Origin of the sequence: Acidovorax sp. Root219, assembly GCF_001428665.1 — a bacterium.
In the GTDB taxonomy this organism is placed as follows: Bacteria; Pseudomonadota; Gammaproteobacteria; order Burkholderiales; family Burkholderiaceae_C; genus Acidovorax.
In genome coordinates this window covers 247,076-271,113 of sequence record NZ_LMIJ01000003.1, presented here as the reverse complement: position 1 = coordinate 271,113, position 24,038 = coordinate 247,076, and the positions used below count along the sequence as shown (strand labels likewise).

The window sequence follows — 24,038 nt, the reverse complement described above, 5'->3', positions numbered from 1 at the left end:
CTCAGGCAGGTTGGCCATCGCGCAAACTGGTGTTGTGTGGTGACGCGCCATGCCTTGCCGCACAAGGCGCGGCTGGTGGCGTGCGTGGGCTTCTCAAGGAGCCGGTTGGCTCAAATGCCGGGACAGATCGGCTGCCTTGAGCTTGCTCCCCATCTTGTGCCCCAGCCGATTGAGTTCATCGATGGTCGTCTGCAGTTCCCTGCTGGTGGGTTTGAGCGGCTTGAGTGAGCCCGCCAGCACAGGAATGATGTGCTTGCGCATGTAGCGGCGACCAGACAGAGCCAGTTGCCAGCCGACCATCACTATTCCGACCACGATAAAGACCAGAAGGGCAGGCCCTTCGTAATCCAAGGCCACCTTCTTTGCGACTGCCACTCCAATGATCATCAGGAAGATCGCGCCGACAAAAGCCAGCACTGTTTCAAGATCAAGGTGGGTGGCCGCATAACGCTGCTCTACTTTGGGCGACAGCAGCAAAAACGGGTGGCGGATGAGTGCCTGCCTGTCCTCTGGCGAGATCGTGGCAGGTGCCAGCCGGATCTGCTCTTCCAGATCGAGCCGGGCCTTCAGTGCCTCATGGAGCTTGGGAAACGTCTGGGCAACGAGCTCCGGGAATGCCAGCTTTTTATCGGCGACCGAGGTGTAGTGGGTGGGTTCTGCGTTGAGCGAGGTGTGGCATTTGGCGCACTGCTTTTCGAAACCCACCAGTGCGCCTTGCCCGGCGCTGATGTAGTAGATGTGGCCGGCAGAACCGATGCGCTGCAACTCGAAAGTCGCCGGCTTGCGGCATATGGGGCAAAAATCCGCGACGTAGCCCAATTTGCGACGGACAATCTTCCGCCCCCAGACGATGAACATGACTTCTTCCCTGTTGTTGTATGCAGTCCTCGCGCATTCGTGGCTCCGCCAATGCGCGTCCCTCTGTGGGCTGCATTCTGCCGCGTTCTCCATGGCTTGCAAGCAGGAACGGGGGAAGTACGGCCTCCGCTTCGCAGCCCATCGCGAGGGGGCTGCTGGCTACATCGCCCAGATCCGCGGCGCCTCCCCTTGCAGTGCCCACATCTGCTGGCGCCAGGCCATGCGCACGGCCTTTAGCAACTCCATCGCCGGCTCCACCTGCGGGGCCAGTACGCGCACCACCACCATCTGCGCGTTGGGGCTGGTGGCGCCCGCCATCGCAGTCAGTGTCGGGTGCGCATCCATCACCGCGCGCGCCGCGTCCAGCGCCGCATCGCGCCGATTGCGCTCCAGCGCGGTGCCAGCCGCAAAGAACATGCTGGCCATGCAGCGCTGGCCGGCCAGGCCCAGGGGGCTTTGCAGCAGGCGCTCGTCGGCCGCGTCGATCACGCCGCGCTCCAGCCACAGGCCGGGCACGGTGAGGTGCTGCACGAAGCGGCCCTGCACAAAAGGCTGGTCGGCATGGGGCAGGCCCAGGGCGGTCACGTCCCAGCCCATGCATTCGGCACCGGGGGCCAGGTTCAGGGTGAGGTGGTTCTCGGCATTGCAGGCGCTGTAGCACAGGGCTTCCAGCGGCAGCCATTCCAGGCGCGCGCCTTCGGCCAGCGTGAGGTGGCTGCGCTGCAAAGCCAGCGGGCCGGTGGAGCGGTAAAAGCGCGTGGCCCCCGGTGTGGTGACCAGGCCATGCGCGCCCGGGCCCACGGTGGCCGTGATGTCCAGCGTATCGCCGCCCACCAGGCCGCCGGGCGGATGCACCAGCACGTTGTGGCAGATGCCGTCGCCCTCGGGGTACAGGCTTTGCAGAATGCGCAGCGGCCCGTCGTGCTGGTAGCGCGCCACGGTGCGGGTGGTGGGGCCTTCAACGGTGTAGTCGAGCTGCAGGCGCGCGTGCCAGGACATGGATGGGAACTGCTATTAAATGAATAGCTGATTATGCCTTTGCCCCGCCTGCAGCCGCTGCGCCAGGGGCTATGCGGCTTTGGCCACCGGTGGCACCCAACTGCGCAGCTTGCCGGGGTTGAGCAGGCCCTGGGGATCAAAGCGCTGCTTGATGCCCACCACCGCAGGGTCCAGGTTGTTCTGCTTGCCGTCTTCCACGATGTACACATGCGGGTTGTTGATTTGCACGCCATGGTCGCGGTAGATCTGCATGATCTGGTTCAGCCGCTCTTCGGTGCTGTAGCGAATCAGCTGCAGCCCGCTGCAGTTGAAGGCGCCTTCCTTGGTGCGCAGGAACTCCAGGTGCATCATCACCTCGCCGCCCAGGGCCTTTTCCAGCGCCTTCACCTGCTCGATGCGCGTGGCGGGGGTAAAGCCGCTCTGGATGTAGGTGAGCGATTTGTCCACCTTCAGCGCGTGCAGGGTGGTGTGGTTCCAGGTGTATTCGAGCAGGGTCTTGTGGCTCTTGTCCACCTCGTCGGCGGTCTTGCGGTAGCTGACGCTGCCGCCGTATTTGGCGGCCATGTCGCGCATGCCGTCTTCGGAGTGCGGGGCCACCAGCAGCATCACCGCGTGGCAACCCTTGGGCAGGTGCTCGGCCAGACTGGTGAAGTAGTCGGGTATGGGCGCGGCCAGAAAGCACACCTCCTTTTTCTCCAGCCCCGGTGCGGCGCCAAAGCGGTCGGCAAACTCCAGCGCAGCATCGAATTCGGTGAAGGTGACGATGCACTCCGTCCACGCCACCGTGGGCGTCAGCGCCACCTCCAGCTCCAGCACGATGCCGTTGGTGCCGTAGGTGTGGTGCAGCAGCATGGCCTCGGGGCCGCGCAGCTCGATGACCTGGGGCTCGGGCTCCACCGTCATGGCGCGCACGGCCAGCACGTTGCCAGGCGCGGCCAGCGGGCCGTGGTTGATGGAGCCTGCGCCGCCAAACCCGCCGCCGAACAGCCCGCCCAGCGTCGCGCTGCGGTAGGTGGACGGCAGCCAGCGCAGTTCCTGCCCCTGGGGCTTGGCCTGCGCGTCGAACTCCGACAGGCGGATGCCCGCCTGCGCCCGGCCCACGCCGCCGCGCACCCAGCCAAAGCCGTTGTAGCCCGACAGGTCCAAAATCACCCCGCCATGCAGCGGCGTGCTCTGCCCGTAGTTGCCGGTGCCGCTGCCGCGCACGGTGAGGGGGATCTGCGCCTTGGCACAGGCCGCCACCACCTGGCGTATCTCGTCCTCGGTGCGCGGGCGCACGGCCACGTCGCCGCGCTTGCCGGCCAGGTCGCGCTTGAGCACGGGGCTGAACCAGGCAAAGTCCTGCGACAGGCGGCCCACGCGCAGCGGGTCGGCAATCCAGTCCAGGCCGGGCAGTTGTTCGGGCAGTTGGTGGGCGGTGGTGGTGGTCATGTCTGTCTCTCCTGTCGGTGTCGCGGGTGGAGGGCAAAGCGCGGCCCCCACCACGCGTGCGCGGTGTCAAAAAATGGATGCAGTCCGAGTGAGTTCTGGGGTCAGTCGTGCGAGTTTTCGCTGGCGTGCCAGCTGCCCAGGGCCAAGCGGGTGCCCCAGGCCATCAGCGCGAAAAGCGCCACGCCAGTCAGCGATATCAGCAGCAGCGCGGCGAACATGCGCGGTATGTTGAGCTGAAACCCTGCCTGCAAAATCTGGTACGCCAAACCCGCACCCTGGCCGCCGGTGCCGGCCACGAACTCGGCCACCACGGCGCCGATCAGCGCCAGCCCGCTGGAGATGCGTAGCCCGCCGAAGAAGTAGGGCAGCGCGCTCGGTATGCGCAGGCGCAGCAGGGTCTGCATGCGCGTGGCGCGGTTGAGCTGGAAGTAGCTTTGCAGGTCAGGCTCCACGCTGCGCAGGCCCAGCGTGGTGTTGCTGATGATGGGGAACAGCGCCACCAATGCGGCGCAGATCACCATCGACGCAGTCGGGTCCTTCACCCAGATGATGATCAGCGGCGCCACGGCCACGATGGGCGTGACCTGCAGCAGCACGGCGTAGGGGAACAGGGCCGTCTCGATGCGCTTGCTCTGCACGAACAGAAACGAGATCAGCACGCCCGCCACGGTGGCCACGCCAAAGGCCAGCACCGTGATTTTGACGGTGACCCAGAGCGAGCCGCCCAGGGCCGCCCAGTCGGTGAACAGCGTCTTGAGCATGAGCAGGGGCGACGGCACCAGGTAGGGCGGCAGCTCCAGCGCCGTGACCAGGCCCTGCCACAGCGCGATGAGCACCAGGCCCACCAGCAGCGGGTAGACCACGCGCTGCACGCGCGGCTGGGCCATGAGGGGAATGCGCGGCTTGGCGGGCTTGGCTAGGGCTCGCGTGGGTGTGCTGCGCTCTGTGGTGGCGGGCGCCGCGATGGGCGCTGCAGGTGCAGTAGGGTAGGGCGTGCTCATGCTGCGGTCTCCTCGACGTCTTCGGTACTGGCGCTGGCACGCAGCAGGCTGTCCTGCAACTGCTTGGCGTAGCGGCTGAATTCGGGCGACACCATGAAGTCGGCCGTGCGCGGGTAGGGCGCGTCGATGGTGAACTCCTCCACCACGCGGCCGGGGCGCGCGGCCATCATCACCACGCGGCTCGACAAAAAGACCGCCTCGTGGATCGAGTGCGTCACGAAGATCACGGTGAGCTTCTTCTTGCGCCACAGGTCCAGCAGGTCGGCGTCGAGCTTGTGGCGCGTGATCTCGTCCAGCGCGCCAAAGGGCTCGTCCATCAGCAGCAAATCAGGTTGGGTCACCAGGCCGCGCGCGATCGACACGCGCATCTGCATGCCGCCCGACAGGGCCCGCGGCAGCGCGGTCGCAAACTTCGACAGGCCCACCAGCGCCAATGCCTCGGCCACGCGGCCATCGGCCTCCTGGCGCGGCACGCCGGCCAGGTCCAGCGGCAGGCGCACATTGGTCTGCACGCTGGCCCAGGGCATGAGCGTGGGCGACTGGAAGACGAAGGCCATCTTCTTGCCGCTTTCGTCGAGCTGCGCCACGGGCTTGTGCCACAGCTGCAGGCGTCCGTCGGTGGGCTCCAGCAGGCCGGCCACCATCTTCAGCAGCGTGCTCTTGCCGCAGCCCGAGGGGCCCAGCAAGGTGACGAACTCGCCCTCTTCGATGGTCAGGTCCACCGGCAGCAGGGCCTGCGTGCCGTTGGGGTAGGTCTTCTCGGCCGACAGCACCTGCACGGCGGGCGTGGGGCGGTGGGCTGTTGTCGGGGCAGAAGGGGTGGACTCGGCGGAATGCATGGGGTGGCCTTTCGATGGATGCGGCCGGCCTGTCACATGGATCAGGGCGCGGCCGCTGTTTCAGGGCAGGGTGGGCTTAGGGCAGAACCTTGAGGTCCTTGACGAAGCTGGTGCTGTACGTGTCGGCCAGCTTCACCTTGGCGGGGTCGATCAGCTTGGACTCGACCAGGAAGTCGTAGCTCGCCTTGGCGCGTGCGTCGGTCATGGTGCCGATGCCCATGCTGGCCGCGTCACCGCCCGTGACCATGCCCATCTCCTTGAGCTTGGCCACGCTGTAGGCCAGTTGCTCGTCGGTCATGTTGGGGTTGTCCTTCTTGATCAGGGCGTTGCCGGGGGCGGGGTCGGCCAGGTAGCTCTTCCAGCCTTCCATCGACGCCTTCACGAACGAGGCCACGGCGGCGCTGCGCTCCTTGAGCGTCTTGTCCATGCAGCTCACGGTGGTGGCGTAGGCGGGGTAGCCCTGGTCGCTGAACATCAGCGTGTTGGCCTTGACGCCGGCCTTGGCGATGGCAAACGGCTCCGACGTCAGGTAGCCCTGCTGCGCGGTGTTCTTGTCGGCCACGAAGGGCTGGATGTTGAAGGTGTAGGGCCGCGTCTGCGAATCGGTGAAGCCATACTTGGCCTTCAGCCAGGGCCAGTAGCCGCGCTGGGCCGACGAGGCGATGAGGATGGTCTTGCCCTTCAGGTCCTCGAACTTCTTCACGTCGTCATGCGCGATGAGCACCTGCGGGTCTTTCTGGAACACCGCTGCCACCGTGGTCACGGGCACGCCGCCCTCGCGCATCTGGATCATCTGCAGGTCGCTCGATCCCATCACGCACTCGGCCTGGCCGGCCGCCATCATCTGCACGATGTTGACCTGCGGGCCACCCATCTTGATGCTCACGTCCAGGCCGTACTTTTTGTACAGGCCCGTGGCCACCGCTTGGTAGAAGCCGCCGTGCTCGGCCTGCGCGTACCAGTTGGTCATGTAGGTGAACTTTTCCTGCGCGTGCGCAGTGCCCGACATGGTGCCGACGGCACCAACAGCGAGCAGGGCGGCTGCACCAAGTTTGGAAAGGCGGGGGGCGGTCTTCATCATGGCAGTACTCCGTTAGGTGGGGAGAAGGGACGAAACAGGTGGCGAAAAGTGGTGTGGGGGTGCGGCTGCGTCGCAGTTTTCAGGCCAGAGCGGTGGAGTTCTCCACATGGCCCGTGTGGTTGGCGCGGCCCCAGGTGGGCTCGGGGCGCGCGGCCCACTGCAGGTGGTGCAGCTCGGTGATGGCGGCGGCCCAGCTCACGGCCAGCGAATCGAGGATGGCGTGGCCCTGCTCGGCCGTGGCGGGCAGCGGGTCGCCGATGATGCCGCTGGGCCCGAAGTCGCGCGCGCTCCAGGCACAGGCGGGGCGGCCGTCGGGCGAGAGCAGGGGCGAGTCGAACACGGGCGGGTAGTTCACCACCGCGCGCTCCATGTGCACGGTGTCGGGGGCCAGGGCCAGCATCAGCGCCGTTTCGGCATGGCCGGCGTGCATGGCCAGGCGCTTTTCCTTGTCCGACAGGTACTTGCCCGCCACGTGCGGCACGCGCCAGGTGAAGCTGGGCACCACGATGAAGTCGCCATGGCGCAGGCGCAGCTCGCGCGCGCACATCTCCATCACCTGCGGCTGGCCGCCGTGGCCGTTGACGAACAGCAGCTTGCGAAAGCCCGCGCGGTAGACCGACTCGCCCACCTCGTTCATGGTGGCCAGCAGGGTCTCGCCGCTCAAGGTGATGGTGCCGGGGAAGTGCAGGTGCTCCTCCGATTTGCCGTAGGTGATGGGCGCCATGGCAAAGGCCGGCACCTCGGCCGGCAGGCGCGCCAGGGCATGGCCCACCACGCCCGCGCTGATCACCGTGTCCACCGCGCAGGGCAGGTGCGGGCCGTGCTGCTCGGTGGCGCCCGTGGGCAGCACGATGACGGTGTTCTCCTTGTCCGGCAGGTCGACGATTTCGGTCCAGCTCAGGTAGGGCAGGTAGCGGTGGGGCGGGTTGTAGCCGTGCAGCATGGGTGGGCTTTCGTGAGGAGGGTGTTGGGGGGCGAGGGGTTAGCGCAGCGGCAGGTACGCCGTGGCTTCCACCTCGATCAGGATGTCCGGGGTCGGCAGCATGCCGCTGACCTCGACCACGGTGGAGGCCGGGGGCTCGCCCGGGAAGAACAGCTTGCGCACGCGGCTGTACTGGGGAAAGTGGTCCAGGTTCTTGAAGTACTGCACCAGTTTGAACACGTCCGACATCTGCCCACCCGCGGCCTCGATGGTCTGGCGGATGCGGTCGAGCACATACCAGCTCTGCGCGAGGATGGGGCCCTCCTTGGTGTCGCTGCTGAACTCGCCCGTGCGGCCGACCAGCGTGGCCGCCTCGTCGGGGATGTCGGCATAGCCGCGCACGATGCGGCTGGCCGCGGGGTCGACGGCGATGATCCCGGAGAGGAACACCAGGTCGCCCGCGCGGCGCCAGGCGGCGTAGCGGGCCAGGGGCTGGGCGATGCCTGGGGTGTTGGGTGCGTTGTCGCTCATGCAAGGCTCCGTGCAGGGATGGGGGTGGATGGGGCGGGGCTGGCGCCGGCCGAAAGGGCTGGGGTGGTATCCGCAACGTGCCAGGCGGCGCTGGCGTGGCCGCTGGTGACGCAGCCGTTGCGCAGCACTACGCGGGGCTGGGTGCGCGAGGGAAAGCCCCAGCGGTCGGCCTGCTGAAAGACGATCAGGTCGGCGGCGCTGCCCGTTTGCAGCGGCAGCGCATCCTGCCCGCGGCGCAGCCAGTCGGCGCGGCACAGCGCTTCGGACCAGCGGTCGAACGGCGCGTCGAGCTGCGCGGCCAGCACGCCGGTGGCCAGGGCCTCCAGCGGGTCGAAGCTGCCCACGGGGCAGAACGGGTCCTGCACGTTGTCGCTGGCCACCAGCACGGGGATGCCGCGCGCATGCGCCTCCTTCACCAGCGTCAGGCCGCGCTGGCGCGGCGTACGGCCGGTGGTGGCGTCCTGCAGCAGCAGGTTGGTGATGGGCAAGGTGACCAGGGTGATGGGGCTCGCCGCCACGGCGTCGAGCGTGGCCAGCGCGGTCGCCTCGTCCTGCGCGGCCAGGGCGCAGGTGTGGCCGCAGACCACATGGCCTTCGAAGCGCAACTCCTTGAGCAGCGCGGCCGTGGTTGCCAGGCCCAGGGCGCCGGGGTGCAGCTCTTCGTCCACATGCAGGTCCACGTTCAGGCCGTGGTGCTGCGCGGCCTCGAACAGGTGACGCAGGGCCTGCGGGTTCCAGTTGGTCGAGTGCACGAAGCCGCCCAGCAGTGCGCCCGGGCCGCTGGCGGCCACGGTGGCGGCCAGCTGCATGGCAGTGGTGCGCTCGGTATACAGGTGCAGGGGGATCAGGCCCACGCGCTCCAGCGTGATGCGGCCGGCCCATTCCTGCGCCAGCTCGCGCAGCACACCCCAGGCCAGGGGCTGGGCCTCGGGCTCCCACCAGTCGCAGTGGGTGCGCACCTGCACCGTGCCGGCCTCGTAGGCCCATTGCAGGGCGCGGCTGGCGCGCTGGCGTATGTCGGCCTCGCTCCAGCCCTGGCGGTCGACCATCATGGCCTCGATGGCGCCCAGCAGGCCGGGCTTGACGGTGCCCATGCGCGGCAGGGTGAAGGCCTTGTCCAGATGGGTGTGCGCGTCCACCAGGCCGGGCAGCACCAGCGCGCCGGCCAGGTCCCAGGTGGTGCCTGCAGGCAGGGGGCGCGCGGGGTCGTGCGGCACCATGGCCTGGATGCGGCCCTGGGCCAGGTGCAGGTCGGCCAGGGCGGGCTGGCCGGCGCTGGCGGGCCAGGCTTGGGGCAGCAGCCAGCGCGGCAGGCGGGCGTTGAGGATGTGGTCGGGGGCGTTGGATGCGTGCATGCTGTTCCCCTTATGCAAAGCGCGCCATGGCCTGGCCCACGCGGGCCTTGAAGGCCTCCAGCCGCGGCGGCGTGGCCACGTTCATGTGGTAGTAGGCGTGGTAGTCCACCCGCGCCTTGCCGCCCGTGAGCAGGCGCATGTAGCGCGTGACGGACTTGCGCGGCGGGTCGCCCATCAGCAGCGCCGTCCAGCGTGGGCGGCCATAGGTCACCACGGCCGAGATGCGCTTGATGTGCGTGAGCGAGGGCTTGACGTTGTGCGGGTCGCTGATGTCGAAGGCCACGCCGGGCATCAGCACCCGGTCGAAAAAGCCCTTGAGCATGGCCGGCATGCCGAAGCACCAGGTGGGAAAGCAGAACACCACGGCCTCGGCCTGGAGCAGCCGGTCCACATAGCCCTGCACGGGCAGGCGGTTGCTCGGCACCTCGTGGTAGCCCAGGCGCTCCTCGCGGCTGAGCACGGGGTTGAAGTCCTCGGCATACAGGTCGCAGTCGTCCACCTCATGGCCGGCCGCGCGCAGGTTGCGCACCACCTCGTCGTGCAAGGCGGCGTTGTAGCTGGTCTCTACCGGGTGGCAATAGATCACGAGGATGCGCATGGCAGGGTGTCCTTCTTCAGAGGTCGAGCGTGAGCGTGGGGCCGTGGCTGCGCGCGCAGCACACCGCCACATGGGTGCTTTGTTCTTCGGGGCTCAGGCAGCTGTCGCGGTGGTCGGGTGTGCCATCGAGCCAGCGGGTGGCGCAGGTGCCGCACACGCCCTGCTCGCACAGCGTGTCGATGGCGATGCCGGCGAGCTGCAGCACATCGGCCATGCTCTCGCCGGGCTGCACGGGCAGCCGCAGGTGGCTGCGCGCGAGCACCAGTTCAAAAGCCGGTTCCGTGGCGGGCAGCGGCGCTGCCGTGGCTAGGTTTTGCATGTTTGACCACTTGATTTGATCGATTGGTCAAACTATTGCAAGTGCTGTGCCAAGAGGGTGACCTGGATCAAGGCACTGTTGTGGGGCTTCTGCTGCTTGCCTATGCAGGGTGTGCGAGGCAAGGCTGCGCAGGTCTTTGCGATGCGGCGCGCCTTGATTTGGGATGGGCTGCTAGGCGCAAAGCACAGCCATAGCCCGTGCTATGGCGAGCATTTGCAACGTCGCAGACCGCCCAAAGCGAGGTGTGCCGCGCGCAAGGGACCTGTGCAGCCTTGCCTTAGTCTGGTGCGAGGCCGCAGCCCAGCAGCACAAATGTGGTGAGCTGGCGCACGATGGGCTCGCGGTCGATGGCTTCGTCGGGCGCCAGGCCCAGCATGATGTGCACCTGCACGCCGTAGTCGGCGTAGTGCTGGGTCATGCCCCAGATCTGCATGAGCAAGAGGCGCGCGTCCAGCGGGCGCATGCGGCCCTCGGCGATCCAGCGGTCGATCAGCTCCACCTTCTGCTGGGTCGATTTGACGGCCACGGGCCAGTACTTGCCCAGGTTGCGGCCGCCGCCCAGCACCTCGGTGGTGAAGATACGCGACAGGCCGGGGTTGTCCAGCGCGTAGTCGAGCTTCTTGCGCACATAGCTGCTCAGCACCTTCTTGGGGTTGTCGCTTTGGCTGTCGAACTGGAAGGCGCCCGACCAGCCGTTGAGCACCGAGTACAGCAGCTCTTCGTACAGCTCTTCCTTGCTGGCGATGTAGTAGTGCAGCTGCGGCTTGGTCAGGCCCGCGCGCTCGGCAATCGCCTTGGTGGACGCACCCTTGAACCCGTGGCGGCTGAACTCGGCGATCGCCGCCTCGCGGATGGCGCCCATGATGCGCTCGCGCCCCTGCTTGGAGCGGCTGAGCAGGGTGCCCGAGACGACATTGCTGCTGGTCTCGATGTCGGCTTCGTTCACGGGCGGGGCGTTGGTCGGCATGGTGGGCGATTGTCGCTGGTCACGACTTCCAGAAGCCCACATGGGGTGCGCTGGCCTCTTCGATCAATGCCGGACCGATGCACTCGATGGAATGTGGCGAGGCGGCGAACACGTCGCGGCACGAGAGCTCGGCGTCGCGCTGCTCGGCCCGCTCGCCGCGAAACTCGCGCAGGCGCACCGCGTCGATGCCGAACACCACGCGGCCGATGCCCGACCAGAAGATGGCGCCCGCGCACATCACGCAGGGCTCTGCCGAGGAGTAGATGGTGGCCTGGGCCAGCATCTCGCGGCTGAAGCGCGGGCTCAACTGGCGCACGGCGTTGGTCTCGGCATGGCCGGTGCAATCGCCGGTTTCGGTGGTGTTGCAGTAGGCCTCGGCCAGCAAGGTGCCGTCGGCACCGATCACCACCGCGCCGAAGGGCCGGTTGCCGCGTGCGCGTGCGGTGCACGACCAGGCGATGGCCTGGCGCAGGTAGGTGCCGTCAGTGGCATCGATCACCGCAGGGTCGTCGAGCTCATGGGGGGCGGCGGACATCAGGGCATGCATGGGTTGTCTCCATCAGGGGGTTGCCACCGCTATGCATTTGGCATGCCAAGAACATTGTGTGACAAGCATGCATTGCTTCGCCAGGCCCCGTGCAGCGGGCGTTTGGCAGGGGTGATCCCCCATTTGGCGTATGCCCGCAGGCATCGTTATTGCATACTGTGCGGGCAAGAGTAGAAGCGTTCACTGCGCGGCGGGTCGGGATGTTGTCCCGCCATGCCAGCGGCCGGAAATTGCTCTTGAAGCCCGCCCCAGTGGCATGCCAGCGTATGGCGTGCCAAGGCTTCAAGAGACCGGTTGTGCCGCGCGCGCAGGCCAGTCTTTCGATGCCGTGGGGGCGGGTGGATTTTTCTATCCATCCCACTTCAGGAGAACTGCCATGACGACGACTGCCACCACTGCCACCACTGGCACTACGGCCACCGACACCTACGCCCTCGCCGAGCTGGACAAGGAAACCCGCATGGGCGCCCTGGGCTCCGAGACCGGCGCGCGCGAGATCCGCCGCATCGACCTTTCCAACTTCGCCCACCGCCAGGACGCCATCGCCGATGAACTGTGGGACGCTGCGGTCGATGTCGGCTTCTTTCAGGTGGTGGGCCACGGCATCGACCTGGCCGAGGTGCGCAAGGCTTTCGCAATGACCGAGCGCTTCTTCGCCCTGCCCGAGAGTGTGAAAGCCCAGTACCCGCTGCGCAAGGCGCTCAACGTGGGCTGGGAGAGCCGCGCCCAGGTGCGCCCCTCCACCGGCACGCCGGACCAGAAGGAGTCGTACCAGATCACGCGCCCGCACATGGAGGGCCTGTGGCCCACCGATGAGGAGCTGGCGGGCTTTCAGGCCACCATGCTGGCCTTCGAGGGGCAGTGCTGGCAGGTGGCGATGCAGGTGCTGTCGTGCTTTGCGCGCAAGCTCGGCTTCGCGCCGGACTTCTTCGCCCACGCGCACGACCCCTCGAAAGCCAGCTACCAGAGCACGCTGCGCCTGCTGCACTACTTTGCCACGCCACCCGAGCAGCAGGCCCACCTGGGCCTGTGGCGCGCCGGCGCGCACACCGACTTCGACTGCCTGACCTTGCTGTTCCAGCGCCAGGGGCAGGGCGGCCTGCAGGTGTGCCCCGGCAAGGAGATGGACAGCCAGGCCTGGACCTCGGTGACGCCCGACGAAGAGGCCATCACCTGCAACATCGGCGACATGCTGATGCGCTGGAGCGATGACCAGTTGCCATCGAACTTCCACCGCGTGAAGAACCCGCTGCCCGGCGAGTACATGGGGCCGCGCTACAGCATTGCCTTCTTCGCGCAGGCCAACCGCGACGCCACCATCGAAGGCCCGGGCCGCAAGTACCCGGCGATTGCGGCCGGCGACTATTTGAACCAGCGCGTGGCCGCGAACTTCAAGGCGTATTGAGCGGGTCGGCCAGTCTCAGGGGCGCAGCAGGTAAAAGGCGGCCACGGCGACCACCAGCGCCGCCACGATCCAGACAACGCCCTGGCTGCCGCCGCGCGGCTGTTCCCCGGGGGACAAGCCGTGCGGGTTGCCGCTGCCGGTGGATGCGGCCAGTGCATCGACCCGGTCCTTGGCCTCCTTGAGGCCAATGCCTGCATGCGCGCGCAGCAGGCGAATGGCTTCGATTTTGTTGCCGGCGGCCAGTGCCTGGCGAACGGAGTCGGGAACGTGGCTGCTCGCGTCCGATGCAAAGCCCGTGGAATGCGCCGGGGGCGCCGCATGGTGCCCCTGCTGGTGCGCGTCGATGAGGTCCTTGGCTTCCTTGAGCCCCAGGCCTTGCACCACGCGCAGTTGCTTGATGGCGTCGATGGTACGGCCCGCGTCGAGCAGGGCCTGCACATCGGGCGGTAGAAGGAATCCAGTCGAAGGCATGGGGGCTCCAGTCCGTGGCACTCGGACCGTTGTACCACGCCCACTGTGCAAGCCCCGTGCAGGCGTGCTTCAAGGTGCCCGTGCGAGCGTGCCGTCGGGCAGGCCGAAGGCGCTGAGCCGGAACACATGGTCCTCAGGGTCGGCCAGCACCGCCTGCCACTGGCCGTAGTAGGTGGCATAGGGGGGCTTGACCATGCGCCCACCCAGTTGCACGGCCATGGCGCTGGCCGCAGTGACGGCATCGGGCGAGTCAAGCATGAAGGTGGCATAGCCCGTGACCGGGTCGGCCGACCCAGCGGACCGCTCGCGATCGGCCAGCCCGAGCAGGGCATAGGCCCCGTGCGCGTTGAAACCGAGCTGGAAGTGCTCCGTCTCCACCGCACGGTAGATGGGCGAGCGCGTGCCCGCGGCCTCGGGCAGGTGCAGCAGCGCCTGGTAGAACTGCAACTGGGTCTCGATGTCGCGGCAGAACAGGTTGAACCAGAGCTTCATGCCATCACCGCCGCAGCCTTGCTGTCCGCCAGGCCATAGGTCTTGCGGTACATGGCCTGCAGGTGCTCGCCCACCGTGCAGGGCTCGAAACGCGGTGCCTCGCCCTCGGGCACACAGGTGGCGACCGGGGCCACGCGCGCTTCGTAGTCGGGCGTGTAGAAAAAGGGGATGGAATGGCGCGGCGCACCGCCGCTGTGCATGTTGCGCACGCGGTGCGGGTTGGAGCGGTACAGCCCATTGGTCCATCGCGGAATCATGTCGCCCAGGTTGACGACCAGCGCACCCTCGACCGGCGTGGCAGCCGCCCACTCGCCGCCGGGCAGCTTCACTTCCAGCCCGCCATGGCGGTCCTGCGCGAGCAATGTGATGGCGCCCCAGTCGGTGTGCTCGCCAGCGCCAAAGGTCAGCGCATCCGCTCTCTCGGGGTGCGGCGGGTAGCGCAGCAGCCGCAGCGTGAGCATGGGGTTGGCGTGCGTATGGTCGAAGTAGTCCTCGGGCAGGTCCAGCGACAGCGCCATCAGCTGCATGAGCCGCAGCGCCAGTTGCTGCATGGCGGCGATGTAGCTGCGGCACTGGTCGCCGAGTGCAGGCAACTGCGCGGGCCACTGGTTGCTGCCGTACGAGTGGTAGCCGCGCTGCACGTAGGGGTGGTCGGCCGCGTAGTCGAGCCCGCAGTAGAAGCTCTCCTTGAGGTCGGGGCGCGCACCGGCATCCAGCGTCTGCCCGCCCAGGCTTTCGTAGCCACGCATCGATGGCGAGCGGTGCAGTGAGATGGCTTCCTTCTCGGCCAGGGGCAGGTCGAAAAACTGCTGCACCAGCGCGAACTGGCGTGCGATGAGTTCCTGCGGCACGCCGTGGTTCACTACGTAGAAGAAGCCGGGGCCTATGCAGGCCTGGCGCAGCTCGGCAGCCACTTCGGCGCCGCGCGGGGCGCCGGTGTGCAGCGCCCCGGTGAGGTCGATGAGGGGGATGCCCATGGCAATGCCTCGGTCAGCCCTTGAGCTTGCGGTCTGCCGCCGTGGGCAAAAAGCGCTCGGTCCAGATGTCGGCCACGGCCAGGCTCGATTTGAGGCCGAAGGCAGCCACCGTCTCGTCGATGGTGGCCTGCAGGCGCGCCGGGGTGGCGGCGCCCCAGCCGTTGGCGCGGGTCTCGGCCGTCTTCATGGTGCCGTCCACGATGAGCTGCAGGCGTTCGAGCTCGATGGCCTCGTTGGCCAGCGGCTCGCGCGCCTTGATGGCAGCGGCCCCCGCTTTCGGGTCGGCAATCGCCTCGATCCAGCCGCGCGTGGTGGCCTTCACAAAGGCCTTCATCGCATCGGGCGACTCCTGCATGGTCCTGGGGCTGGCCACCAGGCCGTTGCCGTACGACTGCATGCCGAAGTCCGAGAAGCGGAACACCGTGAGCTGCTCGGGCCCCATGCCGCGCGCCTTGAGGTTGAGCAGCCCGGTGAAGAAGAAATAGGCCGCCGCGTCGAAGTCGCCCTTGACGAAGCGCGTGTCGCCGATGTCGGGCGCCACGTTCTCCCACTTCACGCCGCCCGTGTCGAAGCCCTGGGCCTTGGCGAACACCGGAAACAGCTTGCGCGACGCATTGAACGGCTGCCCGAGGATGGTCTTGCCCGCCAGGTCGGTGGGCTTCTTGATGGGGCCGTCCTTGCGCACCATCACCGCGTTGGGGTTCAGGTCGTACTGGATCGCCACGGCGGCCAGCTTGGCGCTCGGGTTGGCGGTGTTGAACTCGATCATGGTCGACAGGTCGGCCGATGCCACGTCGTACGCCCCGCCCGCCACCAGGCTGATGGCCGACGCCGACCCGTTGCCGGTGTCGATGGCCACGTCCAGCCCCGCATCCTTGTAGTAGCCGCGCTGGTGCGCGAGCAGAAAGCCCGCACCCGAGGCCTCGATCTTCCAGCCCAGGTTGAACTTGAACTTCTGCAGGTTGCCCTGGGCAAAGGCCAGGGGAGAAGCGGCGCCGACAAAGGCGGCGGCGCCAGCGGCTTGAAGCAGGGAACGACGTTTCATCATGAGGGCACTCCGTCACAGGTGGGTCGGAACCACCGGCGGTGCCAGCAAGGCGGGTGCAGGAGAGCGATGAACGAAGCCGGTGCACCCGCGCGCTTGAAGACACAGCCGGCGCCCATGCGGGGCATGGGCAGCGGTCTTCAAGAGCAATTTCCGGACGCCCGGGCCGTGCGCGGCACCGTGGCGGTGCAGGCGCGGCCCATGGCGGTGAACGCTTCTACTCTTGCGGAGTGAAGTGCAACTTCTGTGCCACGGCATGTGCGGTGGCGGAGGGCGGGCTGGCCTATTTGGGCGCTGTGCAGCCCTCGCCCATCCCCGCCATGCCGGCCAGCCGCTGCAGGCGCGAGCGGTTGTCCAGGCAGGCCTTGTGCTCGGCCTCGATCACCTGCTGGCGGGCCTGCTGCGCGGCGCGGGCGCGCTCGGCCTGCAGCTGGGCGATGCGTTCGCGCAGCTGCGGCATGGCGGCCAGCGCGGCCTTTTCGCCTTCGAGAATGGCGCTGGCGCGCTGGCTGAAGTCCGCCGCGCCGATGTCCAGCACCAGCGGGCGGATGACCACGTCGGCGCGAGCCAGCTCGGCCTCGCCCAGCTTCTGGCCCATGATGGCAATGGACTGGCCCAGCGTGCCCAGCATGTCGCCGGGCGACTTGCCGCGCGCCTTGTTCGATATGTCCACCGCCACCACCACGTCGGCGCCCAGCTGGCGCGCCGCATCCACAGGCACGGGGCTGACGATGCCGCCGTCCACGAAGTGGTACTTGCCGATGGTCACGGGCTGGAACACGCCGGGCACGCTGCTCGATGCGCGCACCGCCTGGCCGGTGTTGCCGCGGGAGAACACGGTGCGTTCGCCGTCTTCCAGGCGCGTGGCGACCACCACGAAGGGCTTGGCCATCTGCTCCAGGCTCTTGCGGCCGACCTGCTCGTTCACGTAATCCTCGAGCTTCTTGCCCAGCACCAGCCCGCCGGTGGAGAACTGCAGGTCGCGGATCTTGGCCTCGTCGAGGGCCACGGCCTTCTCCTGCATCTCGAAGGCGTTCATGCCGCTGGCATACAGCGCGCCCACCACGGCGCCCGCGCTGGTGCCGGCAATGTAGGCGGGCGCGAAGCCATTGGCCTCCAGCATCTTGATCACGCCAATGTGGGCAAAGCCCTTGGCCGCGCCACCGCCCAGGGCGATGCCGACCTTGATGGGGGCCGGGCCGGTGGCCTGGATGGCAGGCGCTGGCGCGGCAGCTGCCGGCTGGCTCGGGGCGGTACCGCCGCCGCATGCGGTCAGGCCGGCCACGGCCAGAGCGAGCGCCAGGGGGCGGAAAAAGAAGTCCAGGCGCATGCGAAAGATCCTGTGGTCGACAGGGCGGCGAGTATAGCGACAGCGTCTTTTCGCAGTCGCCGTCAGGGTCGCACGATTGTCAGCGCCAGAAGTCCCGGTGCAGCGCCGTGATCTCTTCTTCAAGCGCAGGCACCGGCCCCACTACCTCGGTGGCGCGCTGGCCGGCGGCGAAGACCGAGCGGCAGGGCAGGTCCAGTGTCGGGTTCTCGGGGTGGTCGCCGGTCAGCGCCTTGAGGGCGGATTCCTCGGCACCGTAGAGCACGCGGCCGATGCCGGCCCAGTAGATGGTGCCGGCGCACATGGCGCAGGGCTCGAAAGTCGTGACCAGCATGCACTGCGCCAGGTAGGCGCCGGGGTAGTTGGCCGCTGCCGTGCGCGCCAGCGTGCTCTCGGCATGGTTCACGGTATCGATGTTGCCCTGCTCGGCCAGCACGGTCTGGCCATCGGGCGCAACCAGCAGGGCGCCGAAGGGGTGGCGGCCCATGTCCATGGCGCGCTGCGCCACGGCGTTGGCCCGGCGCAGCAGTGTGGCCGCCTGGGCTTCACCCAACGCAGTCAGGTTACTCACCCTGCGAGCCCCGGTGGGCCCAGCCGGTGGTGCGCTTTTCGATCCAGCTGAACAGTTCGTACATCACCATGGCCATGGCGCCCACCACCATCAGGCCGGCGAAGGCCAAGCCCATTTGCATGGACGAGCCGGCGCTGATCAGCAGGTAGCCAATGCCCTCGTTGGCAGCGGTCATCTCCGAGACGGTGGTGCCCACGAAGGCCAGGGTGATGGCCACCTTGAGCGAGCCGAAGAAGTAGGGCATGGAGCGCGGCAGGCCCACCTTGGTGAGCACGTCCCACCGCTTGGCGCCCAGCACGCGCAGCACGTCTTCCAGTTCGGGCTCCAGCGTGGCCAGGCCGGTGGCGATGTTCACCATGATCGGAAAGAAGCTGATCAGAAAGGCCGTGAGGATGGCAGGCCCCACGCCGATGCCGAACCACACCACCAGGATGGGCACGAAGGCTGCCTTGGGCAGGGCGTTGAAGGCCGTCATCAACGGGTACACGGCGGCATACGCCAGGCGCGAGGAGCCAATCACGAAGCCCAGCAGCACGCCCACCACGATGGCGATGCCAAAGCCCGCCATGGTGACCCAGTAGGTGCGCCAGGCATGGCCGGCGATGACGCTGGCGAACTCCACCAGCTGCGTGGCGATGGCCCAGGGGCTGGGGAAGATGAATTCCGAGACGTTGAAGGCCGAGCAGATGATCTGCCACAGGATGATGGTGGCCGCCAGCAGGATCCAGGGCGACCAGCGTTCGAGGTTCTTGTTGTGCATGGGGAAGGGGGCCTATTGCGGGATGGGGGCGGCAGGCTTGCCTGCACCCTGGCGTATGGCGCCGATATGGCCGCGCAGCTCGTGCACGATGTCGCTGAACTCCTTGGTGTAGGTCAGCTCCAGGTCGCGCGGGCGCGGCAGCTCGATCTCGCGGCGCACCACGAAGCGGCCGGGGCTCTTGCTCATCACGTACACCGTGTCGGCCAGGAAGACCGATTCACGCAGGTCGTGCGTCACCAGGATGACGTTGAATTTCTGCTCGGTCCACAGGTCGCGCAGAATGCACCACAGCTCTTCGCGCGTGAACGCGTCGAGCGCGCCGAAGGGCTCGTCCAGCAGCAGCATCTTGGGTTCGTGGATCAGCGCGCGGCAGATGCTGGCGCGCTGCTGCATGCCGCCTGACAGCTGCCAGGGGAATTTGTCCTCGTAGCCGCCCAGGCCCACCTTCTGCAGCAGCTTGCGCGCACGCTCTTCGTATTCCTTGCGCTTTTGCTTGAAGTGGCTGCGGTAGGGCTCCACGATCTCCAGCGGCAGCAGCACGTTGTCCACCGTGGTGCGCCAGGGCAGCAGCGAAGGCGCCTGGAAGGCCATGCCCGAGATCTTCAGCGGCCCGGTCACGGGCTTGCCGTCGATCAGGATCTTGCCCATCGACGGCATCTTCAGGCCCGTGGCCAGTTTCATGAAGGTCGACTTGCCGCAACCCGAAGGCCCGACGATGGCGATGAACTCGCCCTGGCGGATCTGCAGGTCGATGGCCTCGACGGCAAAGTGGTTCTGCGCGCGCAGCTCGTCGTTGTAGGCGAGCCAGACGTCACGGAAGTCCACGAAATAGGAATCGGCAGCCGTCATTGGATGGTGTTCTTGTAGGGCTGGGCCCGCCAGCCCGTCAAAGGCGGCAGGGCGGGCGGGTCGGAGGGAATGCATCGGCCAGCGGCTCGCCGCTGGCCGCGGGGTCACTTCTTGGGAAGGATGTTCAGCTCGGCTGCAGGGGGCAGGAAGCTGTCGTTCCACACATCGTCGGCCTTCACGCGGGTCTTGGTGTTGAAGGCATCGGACACCTGCGAGGCCATCAGCGACAGGCGGCCGGGAACGGCCTTGCCGAAGCCTTCGCTGCGTGCGTCGGGGCTGTTGATCACGGTGTCGATTGCCAGCTGCAGGCGGCGCGTTTCCAGCGGCACGTTGACGATGCCGTCGCGGGCCTTCACGTGCTCGATGGCGGCGGCCGGGTTGGCCATGACTTCCTTGGCGCCCTTGGTGAAGGCCTTGAGGAAAGCCTTGATCGCCCCGGGGTTCTCCTTGATGAGCTTGGGCGAGGCGATGATCACGTTGCCGTAGAGCTTCACGCCGAAGTCGGCATAGGGCAGCACCACCACGTCGGCGGCCTTGGCGCCGCGCGCCTCCAGGTTCAGCAGCGAGGTGAAGGTGAAGCCGGTGATGGCGTCCACGTCGCCGCGCACCAGCATGGTCTCGCGCAACGGCGGGTCCATGGCCGTCCACTGCACGTTGCCCACGCTGTTGGCCTTCTGGAAGATCGGGAAGGCGCGGCGGCCGGCGTCGAACACCGGGGCACCGAGCTTCTTGCCCGCCAGGTCGGCCGGCTTGGTGATGCCGCTCTTCTTGAGCGCCATGACCGAGGCCGGGGTGTTGTTGTAGACCATCATCACCGCCACGGGCTTGTTCTGCGCGTCGGGGTTGTTGGCGTGGAACTCCATCACCGCAGCCAGGTCGGCAAAGCCCATGTCGTAGGTGCCCGAGGCCACGCGCTGCACGGCGCCGCCCGAACCGTTGCCGGCATCCACCGCCACATCCAGGCCCGCCGCCTTGAAGTAGCCCTTGGCCACGGGCTGCAGGAACAGGGCGGCCGGGCCCTCGAAGCGCCAGTCGAGCTGGAACTTGATGGGCGTGGTGGCCTGCGCATGGGCCAGGGAGAAGCTGCCGGCGGCGACCAGCAGCACGGCGGCTTGCAGGAGGGAGCGTTTGTTCATGGGGAGGGTTCCTGTCGAGAGTGGCAGAGAAATAAAAATAGGCGAAACGCGCTGGCGGCCGGTGTGCACCGCTGGTGTGCGATGCAGAGCAAACAGCAAAAACGATGCCCGCTTTCAGGGGCGCGGGGCCGGGGTGTGGCCTATTGTTCGCCAGATTGGTGCATGTGGCCCTACAGGCTTTCCCGAAATGGTGCACGCCGGCAGCGGGCATCGTCGGCAGCCCGCGCCAGCGCGCGCATTGGTGCAAACGCGCACGCCACATGGGCGCGCCAGTGGTACAACGAAAGTCCATTCTTAGCGAACGGCTTTGGGAGGCCCCTCATGGCAAATATCCAGGATTTCTTCGAGAACGTACAACTGCCCACCATGCCTGACGTGGCGCGCGAGCTGATCGCCACCATGAAGGATGACGACATCCCCTTCGAGAAGGTGCGCGCGGCGATCTCCAAGGACCCGGCCCTCACGGCCAAGCTGATCCGCCTGGCCAACAGCGCGCGTTTCGGCCTGCCGCGCCAGGTGGCATCGCTCGACGATGCCATCACCATGGTGGGCCTGAACCAGGTGCGCACCCTGGCCCTGGCGTCGTGCATGTCCGGCGTGTTCAAGGACGCTTCGGGCGTGGACGCCGAAGCGTTCTGGAAGGAGAGCATGGCTACCGCCGGCTACGCGCAGTGGCTGGCGCGCACCCTGGGCTCGGACGTGCAGGAGTCGTGGCTGGCCGGCTTTCTGGTGCGCCTGGGCGAGCTCATCATCGCGCAGAAGATGCCCGAGCAGATTCCCGCCATCGAGCAGTTGCCGCACCATGCGGGCGGGCGCTGGGAGCGTGAGCGCTCGCTGCTGGGCTTCACCGAGGCGCAGGTGACGGGAGAGCTGGCGCGCCGCTGGCGCTTTCCGGACACCATCGTGCGGGCGCTGGAGACGGCCGAAGACCCCGTGGCCTCCGTACCCTTCTGCCGCCTGGGCGGCATCCTGCACGTGGCCACCTTGCTGGCCGAGATCGGGCTGGAAGAACCCAAGTCGCCCGCCGACACCATCGCCAGCCTGCCGGCCGAGGTGACCAAGGCCCTGCAGCTCGACCCCGACTGGCTGGTGGAGCACCTGCCGCCCGTCGCCGGCTACGTGGACGTGTCCATCCGTTAGCCAAAAAAAAGCCCCAGGGCCTGGGCCTTGGGGCTGCTTCGCGCGGGGGACCGTCGTCTACTTCGCCGTGCGCGAGCCCGCGTTGGCCGCAGCCAGCGCGGTCATGTTGACCACGCGGCGCACGGTGGCCGAGGGGGTCAGTACATGGGCCGAAGCCGCCGCACCCAGCAGGATGGGGCCGATGGTCGTGCCCTGGCCGCTGGTGGTCTTGAGCACGTTGAACAGAATGTTCGCGGCGTCCAGGTTGGGGCAGATCAGCACGTTGGCCGAACCCTGCAGCGTGGTCTCCAGCAGGCTGCTGTGGCGCACGCTTTCGGACAGAGCGGCATCACCGTGCATCTCGCCATCGCACTCGATGTGCGGCGCGGCCTGCGCGAACAGGTCGCGCGCCAGGCGCATCTTGCGCGCCGACGGGCGGTTGGACGAGCCGTAGTTGGAGTGCGACAGAAAGGCCACCTTGGGTGGCAGGCCAAAGCGCTGCACCTCGTCTGCGGCCATCTGGGCAATCGCGGCCAGGTGCTCGGCGTCAGGGTCTTCGTTGATGTAGGTGTCGGCGATGAACAGCGTGTGCTCGGGCAGCATCAGCGCGTTCACCGTGGCAAAGCCGGGTGCGCCCTTCTTCACGCCGATGATGTCGCGGATGTGCTCCAGGTGGCTGTCGAACTTGCCCACCATGCCGCAGATCATCGCGTCGGCATCGCCGAGCTTGACCATCAGCGCCGCGATCAGCGTGTTGGAGCGGCGCACGGCGGCCTTGGACGCCTCGGGCGTGGCGCCACGGCGGCCCATGAGCTGGTGGTAGGTCTCCCAGTATTGGCGAAAGCGCGGGTCGTCCTCGGGGTCGCAGATCTCCACGTCCTTGCCTGGCTGCAGGCGCAGGCCGGCCTTGGCGATGCGCGTGGCGATCACGGCCGGGCGCCCGATCAGGATGGGCTTGGCCAGGCCTTCGTCCACGGCCACCTGGGCGGCGCGCAGCACGCGGTCGTCTTCGCCTTCGGCATAGGCCACGCGCTGCGGGTTGGCCTTGGCGGCCGCGAACACGGGGCGCATGAACATGCTGGTCTGGTAGACGAAGCGCGTCAGGCTCTCGCGGTAAGCCGCGTAGTCGGTGATGGGGCGCGCGGCCACACCCGATTCTTCGGCAGCCTTGGCCACGGCAGGTGCGATGCGCAGGATCAGGCGTGCGTCGAACGGCGTGGGGATCAGGTAGTCAGGCCCGAAAGACAGCTCCTTGCCCGCATAGGCGGCGGCCACCTCGTCGCTCATTTCGGCCTTGGCCAGGTCGGCGATCTCGCGCACGCAGGCCAGCTTCATGGCCTCGGTGATCTTGGTGGCGCCGCAGTCCAGCGCGCCGCGGAAGATGTAGGGGAAGCACAGGACGTTGTTGACCTGGTTGGGGTAGTCCGAGCGGCCCGTGGCGATGATGCAGTCGGGGCGCACGGCCTTGGCCAGCTCGGGGCGGATCTCGGGCTCGGGGTTGGCCAGCGCCAGGATGATGGGCTTGCTGCCCATGGTCTTGACCATCTCGGCCGTCAGCACGCCAGGGGCCGAGCAGCCCAGGAACACGTCGGCACCGTCGACCACGTCGGCCAGGGTGCGGGCCTCGGTCTTTTGCGCATAGCGCTGCTTGGAGGCGTCGAGCCCGCCGGGGCGGCCTTCGTAGATCACGCCCTTGGAGTCCACCATGAAGACGTTCTCGCGCTTCACACCCAGGCCCACCATCACGTCCACGCAGGCAATGGCAGCAGCACCCGCGCCCGACACGGCGATCTTCACCGCGCCGATCTCCTTGCCCACCAGCTCCAGGCCGTTGAGCAGCGCAGCGCTGGAGATGATGGCCGTGCCATGCTGGTCGTCGTGGAAGACCGGGATGTTCAGCCGGTCCGACAGCTTCTTTTCGATGTAGAAGCACTCGGGCGCCTTGATGTCCTCGAGGTTGATGCCGCCCAGCGTGGGCTCCAGCGCCGCGATGATCTCGACCAGCTTGTCCGGGTCGCGCTCGGCCAGCTCGATGTCGAACACGTCCACGCCAGCGAACTTCTTGAACAGGCAGCCCTTGCCCTCCATCACCGGCTTGCTCGCCAGCGGGCCGATGTCCCCGAGGCCCAGCACGGCCGTGCCGTTGGTGATCACGCCCACCAGGTTGCCGCGCGAGGTGTAGTCGAAGGCCTTGGACGGGTCGGCCTCGATGTCGAGGCAGGGGTAGGCCACGCCCGGCGAGTAAGCCAGCGACAGGTCGCGCTGGTTGGACAGGGGCTTGGTGGGGGTGACCGCGATCTTGCCCCGGCTGGGGTTGCGGTGGTATTCGCGAGCGGCGTCGCGCAGTGCCGCTTCAGCAGCGGAAAGGTTCTGTGTCATACGGAAATCCTGCAGGAGATTCTCAGCAAATGCCAAAAATAAGCTTACTCCATGGCGGG

General features: G+C 67.5%; 26 protein-coding genes. 3 read left to right on the top strand and 23 right to left on the bottom strand.

The window, feature by feature from the left end; translation table 11 throughout:
- Positions 1-93 precede the first annotated feature (93 nt).
- The 13 genes from ASE28_RS04140 to ASE28_RS04080 all read right to left on the bottom strand — a co-directional run bounded on the left by ASE28_RS04140 (position 94) and on the right by ASE28_RS04080 (position 11,448).
- Entirely contained in the window at positions 94-858 is a 765-nt protein-coding gene (locus tag ASE28_RS04140) for a hypothetical protein (RefSeq protein WP_157421857.1), read from the bottom strand.
- 159 nt (positions 859-1,017) lie between these two features.
- Positions 1,018-1,857, bottom strand: a complete 840-nt coding sequence (locus tag ASE28_RS04135; RefSeq protein ID WP_057264883.1) for an urease accessory protein UreD — start codon at positions 1,855-1,857, stop codon at positions 1,018-1,020.
- 69 nt (positions 1,858-1,926) lie between these two features.
- The gene (locus ASE28_RS04130; protein WP_057264881.1) at positions 1,927-3,288 is read right to left on the bottom strand and encodes an FAD-binding oxidoreductase; all 1,362 of its coding nucleotides are present in this window, start codon (positions 3,286-3,288) and stop codon (positions 1,927-1,929) included.
- 101 nt (positions 3,289-3,389) lie between these two features.
- Positions 3,390-4,289 (bottom strand): ABC transporter permease, encoded by a 900-nt coding sequence (locus ASE28_RS04125; protein ID WP_369818113.1) that lies wholly within the window; start codon positions 4,287-4,289, stop codon positions 3,390-3,392.
- Entirely contained in the window at positions 4,286-5,128 is an 843-nt protein-coding gene (locus tag ASE28_RS04120) for an ABC transporter ATP-binding protein (RefSeq protein ID WP_057264879.1), read from the bottom strand. Before ASE28_RS04120 ends, ASE28_RS04125 begins: the two co-directional genes overlap by 4 nt.
- A 76-nt stretch (positions 5,129-5,204) precedes the next feature.
- Positions 5,205-6,209: an ABC transporter substrate-binding protein gene (locus tag ASE28_RS04115; protein WP_057264877.1), complete on the bottom strand. Its 1,005-nt coding sequence runs from the start codon at positions 6,207-6,209 to the stop codon at positions 5,205-5,207.
- 79 nt (positions 6,210-6,288) lie between these two features.
- Positions 6,289-7,152, bottom strand: a complete 864-nt coding sequence (locus ASE28_RS04110) for a creatininase family protein (RefSeq protein WP_057264875.1) — start codon at positions 7,150-7,152, stop codon at positions 6,289-6,291.
- Between the two features lie 39 nt (positions 7,153-7,191).
- The gene (locus ASE28_RS04105) at positions 7,192-7,662 is read right to left on the bottom strand and encodes a RidA family protein (protein ID WP_057264872.1); all 471 of its coding nucleotides are present in this window, start codon (positions 7,660-7,662) and stop codon (positions 7,192-7,194) included.
- The gene (locus ASE28_RS04100; RefSeq protein ID WP_057264870.1) at positions 7,659-9,017 is read right to left on the bottom strand and encodes an amidohydrolase family protein; all 1,359 of its coding nucleotides are present in this window, start codon (positions 9,015-9,017) and stop codon (positions 7,659-7,661) included. The genes ASE28_RS04105 and ASE28_RS04100 overlap by 4 nt, the downstream gene beginning before the upstream one ends.
- Before the next feature lie 10 nt (positions 9,018-9,027).
- Positions 9,028-9,615 (bottom strand): NAD(P)H-dependent oxidoreductase, encoded by a 588-nt coding sequence (locus ASE28_RS04095; protein WP_057201464.1) that lies wholly within the window; start codon positions 9,613-9,615, stop codon positions 9,028-9,030.
- A gap of 16 nt (positions 9,616-9,631) precedes the next feature.
- A complete protein-coding gene (locus ASE28_RS04090; RefSeq protein ID WP_057264868.1) occupies positions 9,632-9,934 on the bottom strand; it encodes a 2Fe-2S iron-sulfur cluster binding domain-containing protein in 303 nt (100 codons plus the stop codon).
- Positions 9,935-10,211: 277 nt separating this feature from the next.
- Positions 10,212-10,796, bottom strand: coding sequence for a TetR/AcrR family transcriptional regulator (locus tag ASE28_RS04085; protein ID WP_057265004.1), 585 nt, complete (start codon positions 10,794-10,796; stop codon positions 10,212-10,214).
- A 124-nt stretch (positions 10,797-10,920) separates the two neighbouring features.
- Positions 10,921-11,448: a nucleoside deaminase gene (locus ASE28_RS04080; protein WP_157421856.1), complete on the bottom strand. Its 528-nt coding sequence runs from the start codon at positions 11,446-11,448 to the stop codon at positions 10,921-10,923.
- A 376-nt stretch (positions 11,449-11,824) separates the two neighbouring features.
- On the opposite strand from ASE28_RS04080, the gene ASE28_RS04075 reads away from it, so the two are divergent.
- Entirely contained in the window at positions 11,825-12,853 is a 1,029-nt protein-coding gene (locus tag ASE28_RS04075) for an isopenicillin N synthase family oxygenase (RefSeq protein WP_057264865.1), read from the top strand.
- Positions 12,854-12,868: 15 nt separating this feature from the next.
- Here ASE28_RS04075 and ASE28_RS04070 read toward each other — a convergent pair whose 3' ends face one another.
- The 4 genes from ASE28_RS04070 to ASE28_RS04055 all read right to left on the bottom strand — a co-directional run bounded on the left by ASE28_RS04070 (position 12,869) and on the right by ASE28_RS04055 (position 15,838).
- On the bottom strand, positions 12,869-13,324 hold the full coding sequence (locus ASE28_RS04070) for a hypothetical protein (RefSeq protein WP_082607886.1): 456 nt from the start codon (positions 13,322-13,324) through the stop codon (positions 12,869-12,871).
- A gap of 69 nt (positions 13,325-13,393) precedes the next feature.
- On the bottom strand, positions 13,394-13,816 hold the full coding sequence (locus tag ASE28_RS04065) for a glyoxalase/bleomycin resistance/extradiol dioxygenase family protein (RefSeq protein WP_057264861.1): 423 nt from the start codon (positions 13,814-13,816) through the stop codon (positions 13,394-13,396).
- Positions 13,813-14,793 (bottom strand): isopenicillin N synthase family oxygenase, encoded by a 981-nt coding sequence (locus ASE28_RS04060; protein WP_057264859.1) that lies wholly within the window; start codon positions 14,791-14,793, stop codon positions 13,813-13,815. Before ASE28_RS04060 ends, ASE28_RS04065 begins: the two co-directional genes overlap by 4 nt.
- A 13-nt stretch (positions 14,794-14,806) precedes the next feature.
- On the bottom strand, positions 14,807-15,838 hold the full coding sequence (locus tag ASE28_RS04055) for an ABC transporter substrate-binding protein (protein ID WP_057265001.1): 1,032 nt from the start codon (positions 15,836-15,838) through the stop codon (positions 14,807-14,809).
- 69 nt (positions 15,839-15,907) lie between these two features.
- On the opposite strand from ASE28_RS04055, the gene ASE28_RS31850 reads away from it, so the two are divergent.
- Positions 15,908-16,072, top strand: a complete 165-nt coding sequence (locus tag ASE28_RS31850) for a hypothetical protein (protein WP_157421855.1) — start codon at positions 15,908-15,910, stop codon at positions 16,070-16,072.
- Between the two features lie 49 nt (positions 16,073-16,121).
- Here the strand turns inward: ASE28_RS31850 and ASE28_RS04050 are convergent, their stop codons facing one another.
- The 5 genes from ASE28_RS04050 to ASE28_RS04030 all read right to left on the bottom strand — a co-directional run bounded on the left by ASE28_RS04050 (position 16,122) and on the right by ASE28_RS04030 (position 20,481).
- A complete protein-coding gene (locus ASE28_RS04050; RefSeq protein WP_057264857.1) occupies positions 16,122-17,168 on the bottom strand; it encodes a patatin-like phospholipase family protein in 1,047 nt (348 codons plus the stop codon).
- Positions 17,169-17,247: 79 nt separating this feature from the next.
- A complete protein-coding gene (locus tag ASE28_RS04045; RefSeq protein WP_200963901.1) occupies positions 17,248-17,736 on the bottom strand; it encodes a nucleoside deaminase in 489 nt (162 codons plus the stop codon).
- A complete protein-coding gene (locus tag ASE28_RS04040; RefSeq protein WP_057264854.1) occupies positions 17,729-18,496 on the bottom strand; it encodes an ABC transporter permease in 768 nt (255 codons plus the stop codon). The genes ASE28_RS04045 and ASE28_RS04040 overlap by 8 nt, the downstream gene beginning before the upstream one ends.
- 12 nt (positions 18,497-18,508) lie before the next feature.
- Positions 18,509-19,345 carry an ABC transporter ATP-binding protein gene (locus ASE28_RS04035; protein ID WP_057264852.1) on the bottom strand — a complete coding sequence of 279 codons (837 nt, stop codon included), beginning with the start codon at positions 19,343-19,345 and terminating at the stop codon, positions 18,509-18,511.
- A 104-nt stretch (positions 19,346-19,449) separates the two neighbouring features.
- Positions 19,450-20,481, bottom strand: a complete 1,032-nt coding sequence (locus ASE28_RS04030) for an ABC transporter substrate-binding protein (protein ID WP_057264850.1) — start codon at positions 20,479-20,481, stop codon at positions 19,450-19,452.
- A 321-nt stretch (positions 20,482-20,802) separates the two neighbouring features.
- Between ASE28_RS04030 and ASE28_RS04025 the strand changes: the two genes are divergently transcribed.
- Entirely contained in the window at positions 20,803-21,621 is an 819-nt protein-coding gene (locus tag ASE28_RS04025) for an HDOD domain-containing protein (RefSeq protein ID WP_057201455.1), read from the top strand.
- 57 nt (positions 21,622-21,678) lie between these two features.
- Here ASE28_RS04025 and ASE28_RS04020 read toward each other — a convergent pair whose 3' ends face one another.
- Entirely contained in the window at positions 21,679-23,979 is a 2,301-nt protein-coding gene (locus tag ASE28_RS04020; protein ID WP_057264848.1) for an NADP-dependent malic enzyme, read from the bottom strand.
- Positions 23,980-24,038 lie beyond the last annotated feature (59 nt).

Excerpts from the sequence above, each read along its gene's own strand:
- ASE28_RS04140 (WP_157421857.1), bottom strand. The coding sequence starts at position 858 with ATGTTCATCGTCTGGGGGCGGAAGATTGTCCGTCGCAAATTGGGCTAC.
- ASE28_RS04135 (WP_057264883.1), bottom strand. The coding sequence starts at position 1,857 with ATGTCCTGGCACGCGCGCCTGCAGCTCGACTACACCGTTGAAGGCCCC.
- ASE28_RS04130 (WP_057264881.1), bottom strand. The coding sequence starts at position 3,288 with ATGACCACCACCACCGCCCACCAACTGCCCGAACAACTGCCCGGCCTG.
- ASE28_RS04125 (WP_369818113.1), bottom strand. The coding sequence starts at position 4,289 with ATGAGCACGCCCTACCCTACTGCACCTGCAGCGCCCATCGCGGCGCCC.
- ASE28_RS04120 (WP_057264879.1), bottom strand. The coding sequence starts at position 5,128 with ATGCATTCCGCCGAGTCCACCCCTTCTGCCCCGACAACAGCCCACCGC.
- ASE28_RS04115 (WP_057264877.1), bottom strand. The coding sequence starts at position 6,209 with ATGATGAAGACCGCCCCCCGCCTTTCCAAACTTGGTGCAGCCGCCCTG.
- ASE28_RS04110 (WP_057264875.1), bottom strand. The coding sequence starts at position 7,152 with ATGCTGCACGGCTACAACCCGCCCCACCGCTACCTGCCCTACCTGAGC.
- ASE28_RS04105 (WP_057264872.1), bottom strand. The coding sequence starts at position 7,662 with ATGAGCGACAACGCACCCAACACCCCAGGCATCGCCCAGCCCCTGGCC.
- ASE28_RS04100 (WP_057264870.1), bottom strand. The coding sequence starts at position 9,017 with ATGCACGCATCCAACGCCCCCGACCACATCCTCAACGCCCGCCTGCCG.
- ASE28_RS04095 (WP_057201464.1), bottom strand. The coding sequence starts at position 9,615 with ATGCGCATCCTCGTGATCTATTGCCACCCGGTAGAGACCAGCTACAAC.
- ASE28_RS04090 (WP_057264868.1), bottom strand. The coding sequence starts at position 9,934 with ATGCAAAACCTAGCCACGGCAGCGCCGCTGCCCGCCACGGAACCGGCT.
- ASE28_RS04085 (WP_057265004.1), bottom strand. The coding sequence starts at position 10,796 with ATGGGCGCCATCCGCGAGGCGGCGATCGCCGAGTTCAGCCGCCACGGG.
- ASE28_RS04080 (WP_157421856.1), bottom strand. The coding sequence starts at position 11,448 with ATGCATGCCCTGATGTCCGCCGCCCCCCATGAGCTCGACGACCCTGCG.
- ASE28_RS04075 (WP_057264865.1), top strand. The coding sequence starts at position 11,825 with ATGACGACGACTGCCACCACTGCCACCACTGGCACTACGGCCACCGAC.
- ASE28_RS04070 (WP_082607886.1), bottom strand. The coding sequence starts at position 13,324 with ATGCCTTCGACTGGATTCCTTCTACCGCCCGATGTGCAGGCCCTGCTC.
- ASE28_RS04065 (WP_057264861.1), bottom strand. The coding sequence starts at position 13,816 with ATGAAGCTCTGGTTCAACCTGTTCTGCCGCGACATCGAGACCCAGTTG.
- ASE28_RS04060 (WP_057264859.1), bottom strand. The coding sequence starts at position 14,793 with ATGGGCATCCCCCTCATCGACCTCACCGGGGCGCTGCACACCGGCGCC.
- ASE28_RS04055 (WP_057265001.1), bottom strand. The coding sequence starts at position 15,838 with ATGAAACGTCGTTCCCTGCTTCAAGCCGCTGGCGCCGCCGCCTTTGTC.
- ASE28_RS31850 (WP_157421855.1), top strand. The coding sequence starts at position 15,908 with ATGAACGAAGCCGGTGCACCCGCGCGCTTGAAGACACAGCCGGCGCCC.
- ASE28_RS04050 (WP_057264857.1), bottom strand. The coding sequence starts at position 17,168 with ATGCGCCTGGACTTCTTTTTCCGCCCCCTGGCGCTCGCTCTGGCCGTG.
- ASE28_RS04040 (WP_057264854.1), bottom strand. The coding sequence starts at position 18,496 with ATGCACAACAAGAACCTCGAACGCTGGTCGCCCTGGATCCTGCTGGCG.
- ASE28_RS04035 (WP_057264852.1), bottom strand. The coding sequence starts at position 19,345 with ATGACGGCTGCCGATTCCTATTTCGTGGACTTCCGTGACGTCTGGCTC.
- ASE28_RS04030 (WP_057264850.1), bottom strand. The coding sequence starts at position 20,481 with ATGAACAAACGCTCCCTCCTGCAAGCCGCCGTGCTGCTGGTCGCCGCC.
- ASE28_RS04025 (WP_057201455.1), top strand. The coding sequence starts at position 20,803 with ATGGCAAATATCCAGGATTTCTTCGAGAACGTACAACTGCCCACCATG.
- ASE28_RS04020 (WP_057264848.1), bottom strand. The coding sequence starts at position 23,979 with ATGACACAGAACCTTTCCGCTGCTGAAGCGGCACTGCGCGACGCCGCT.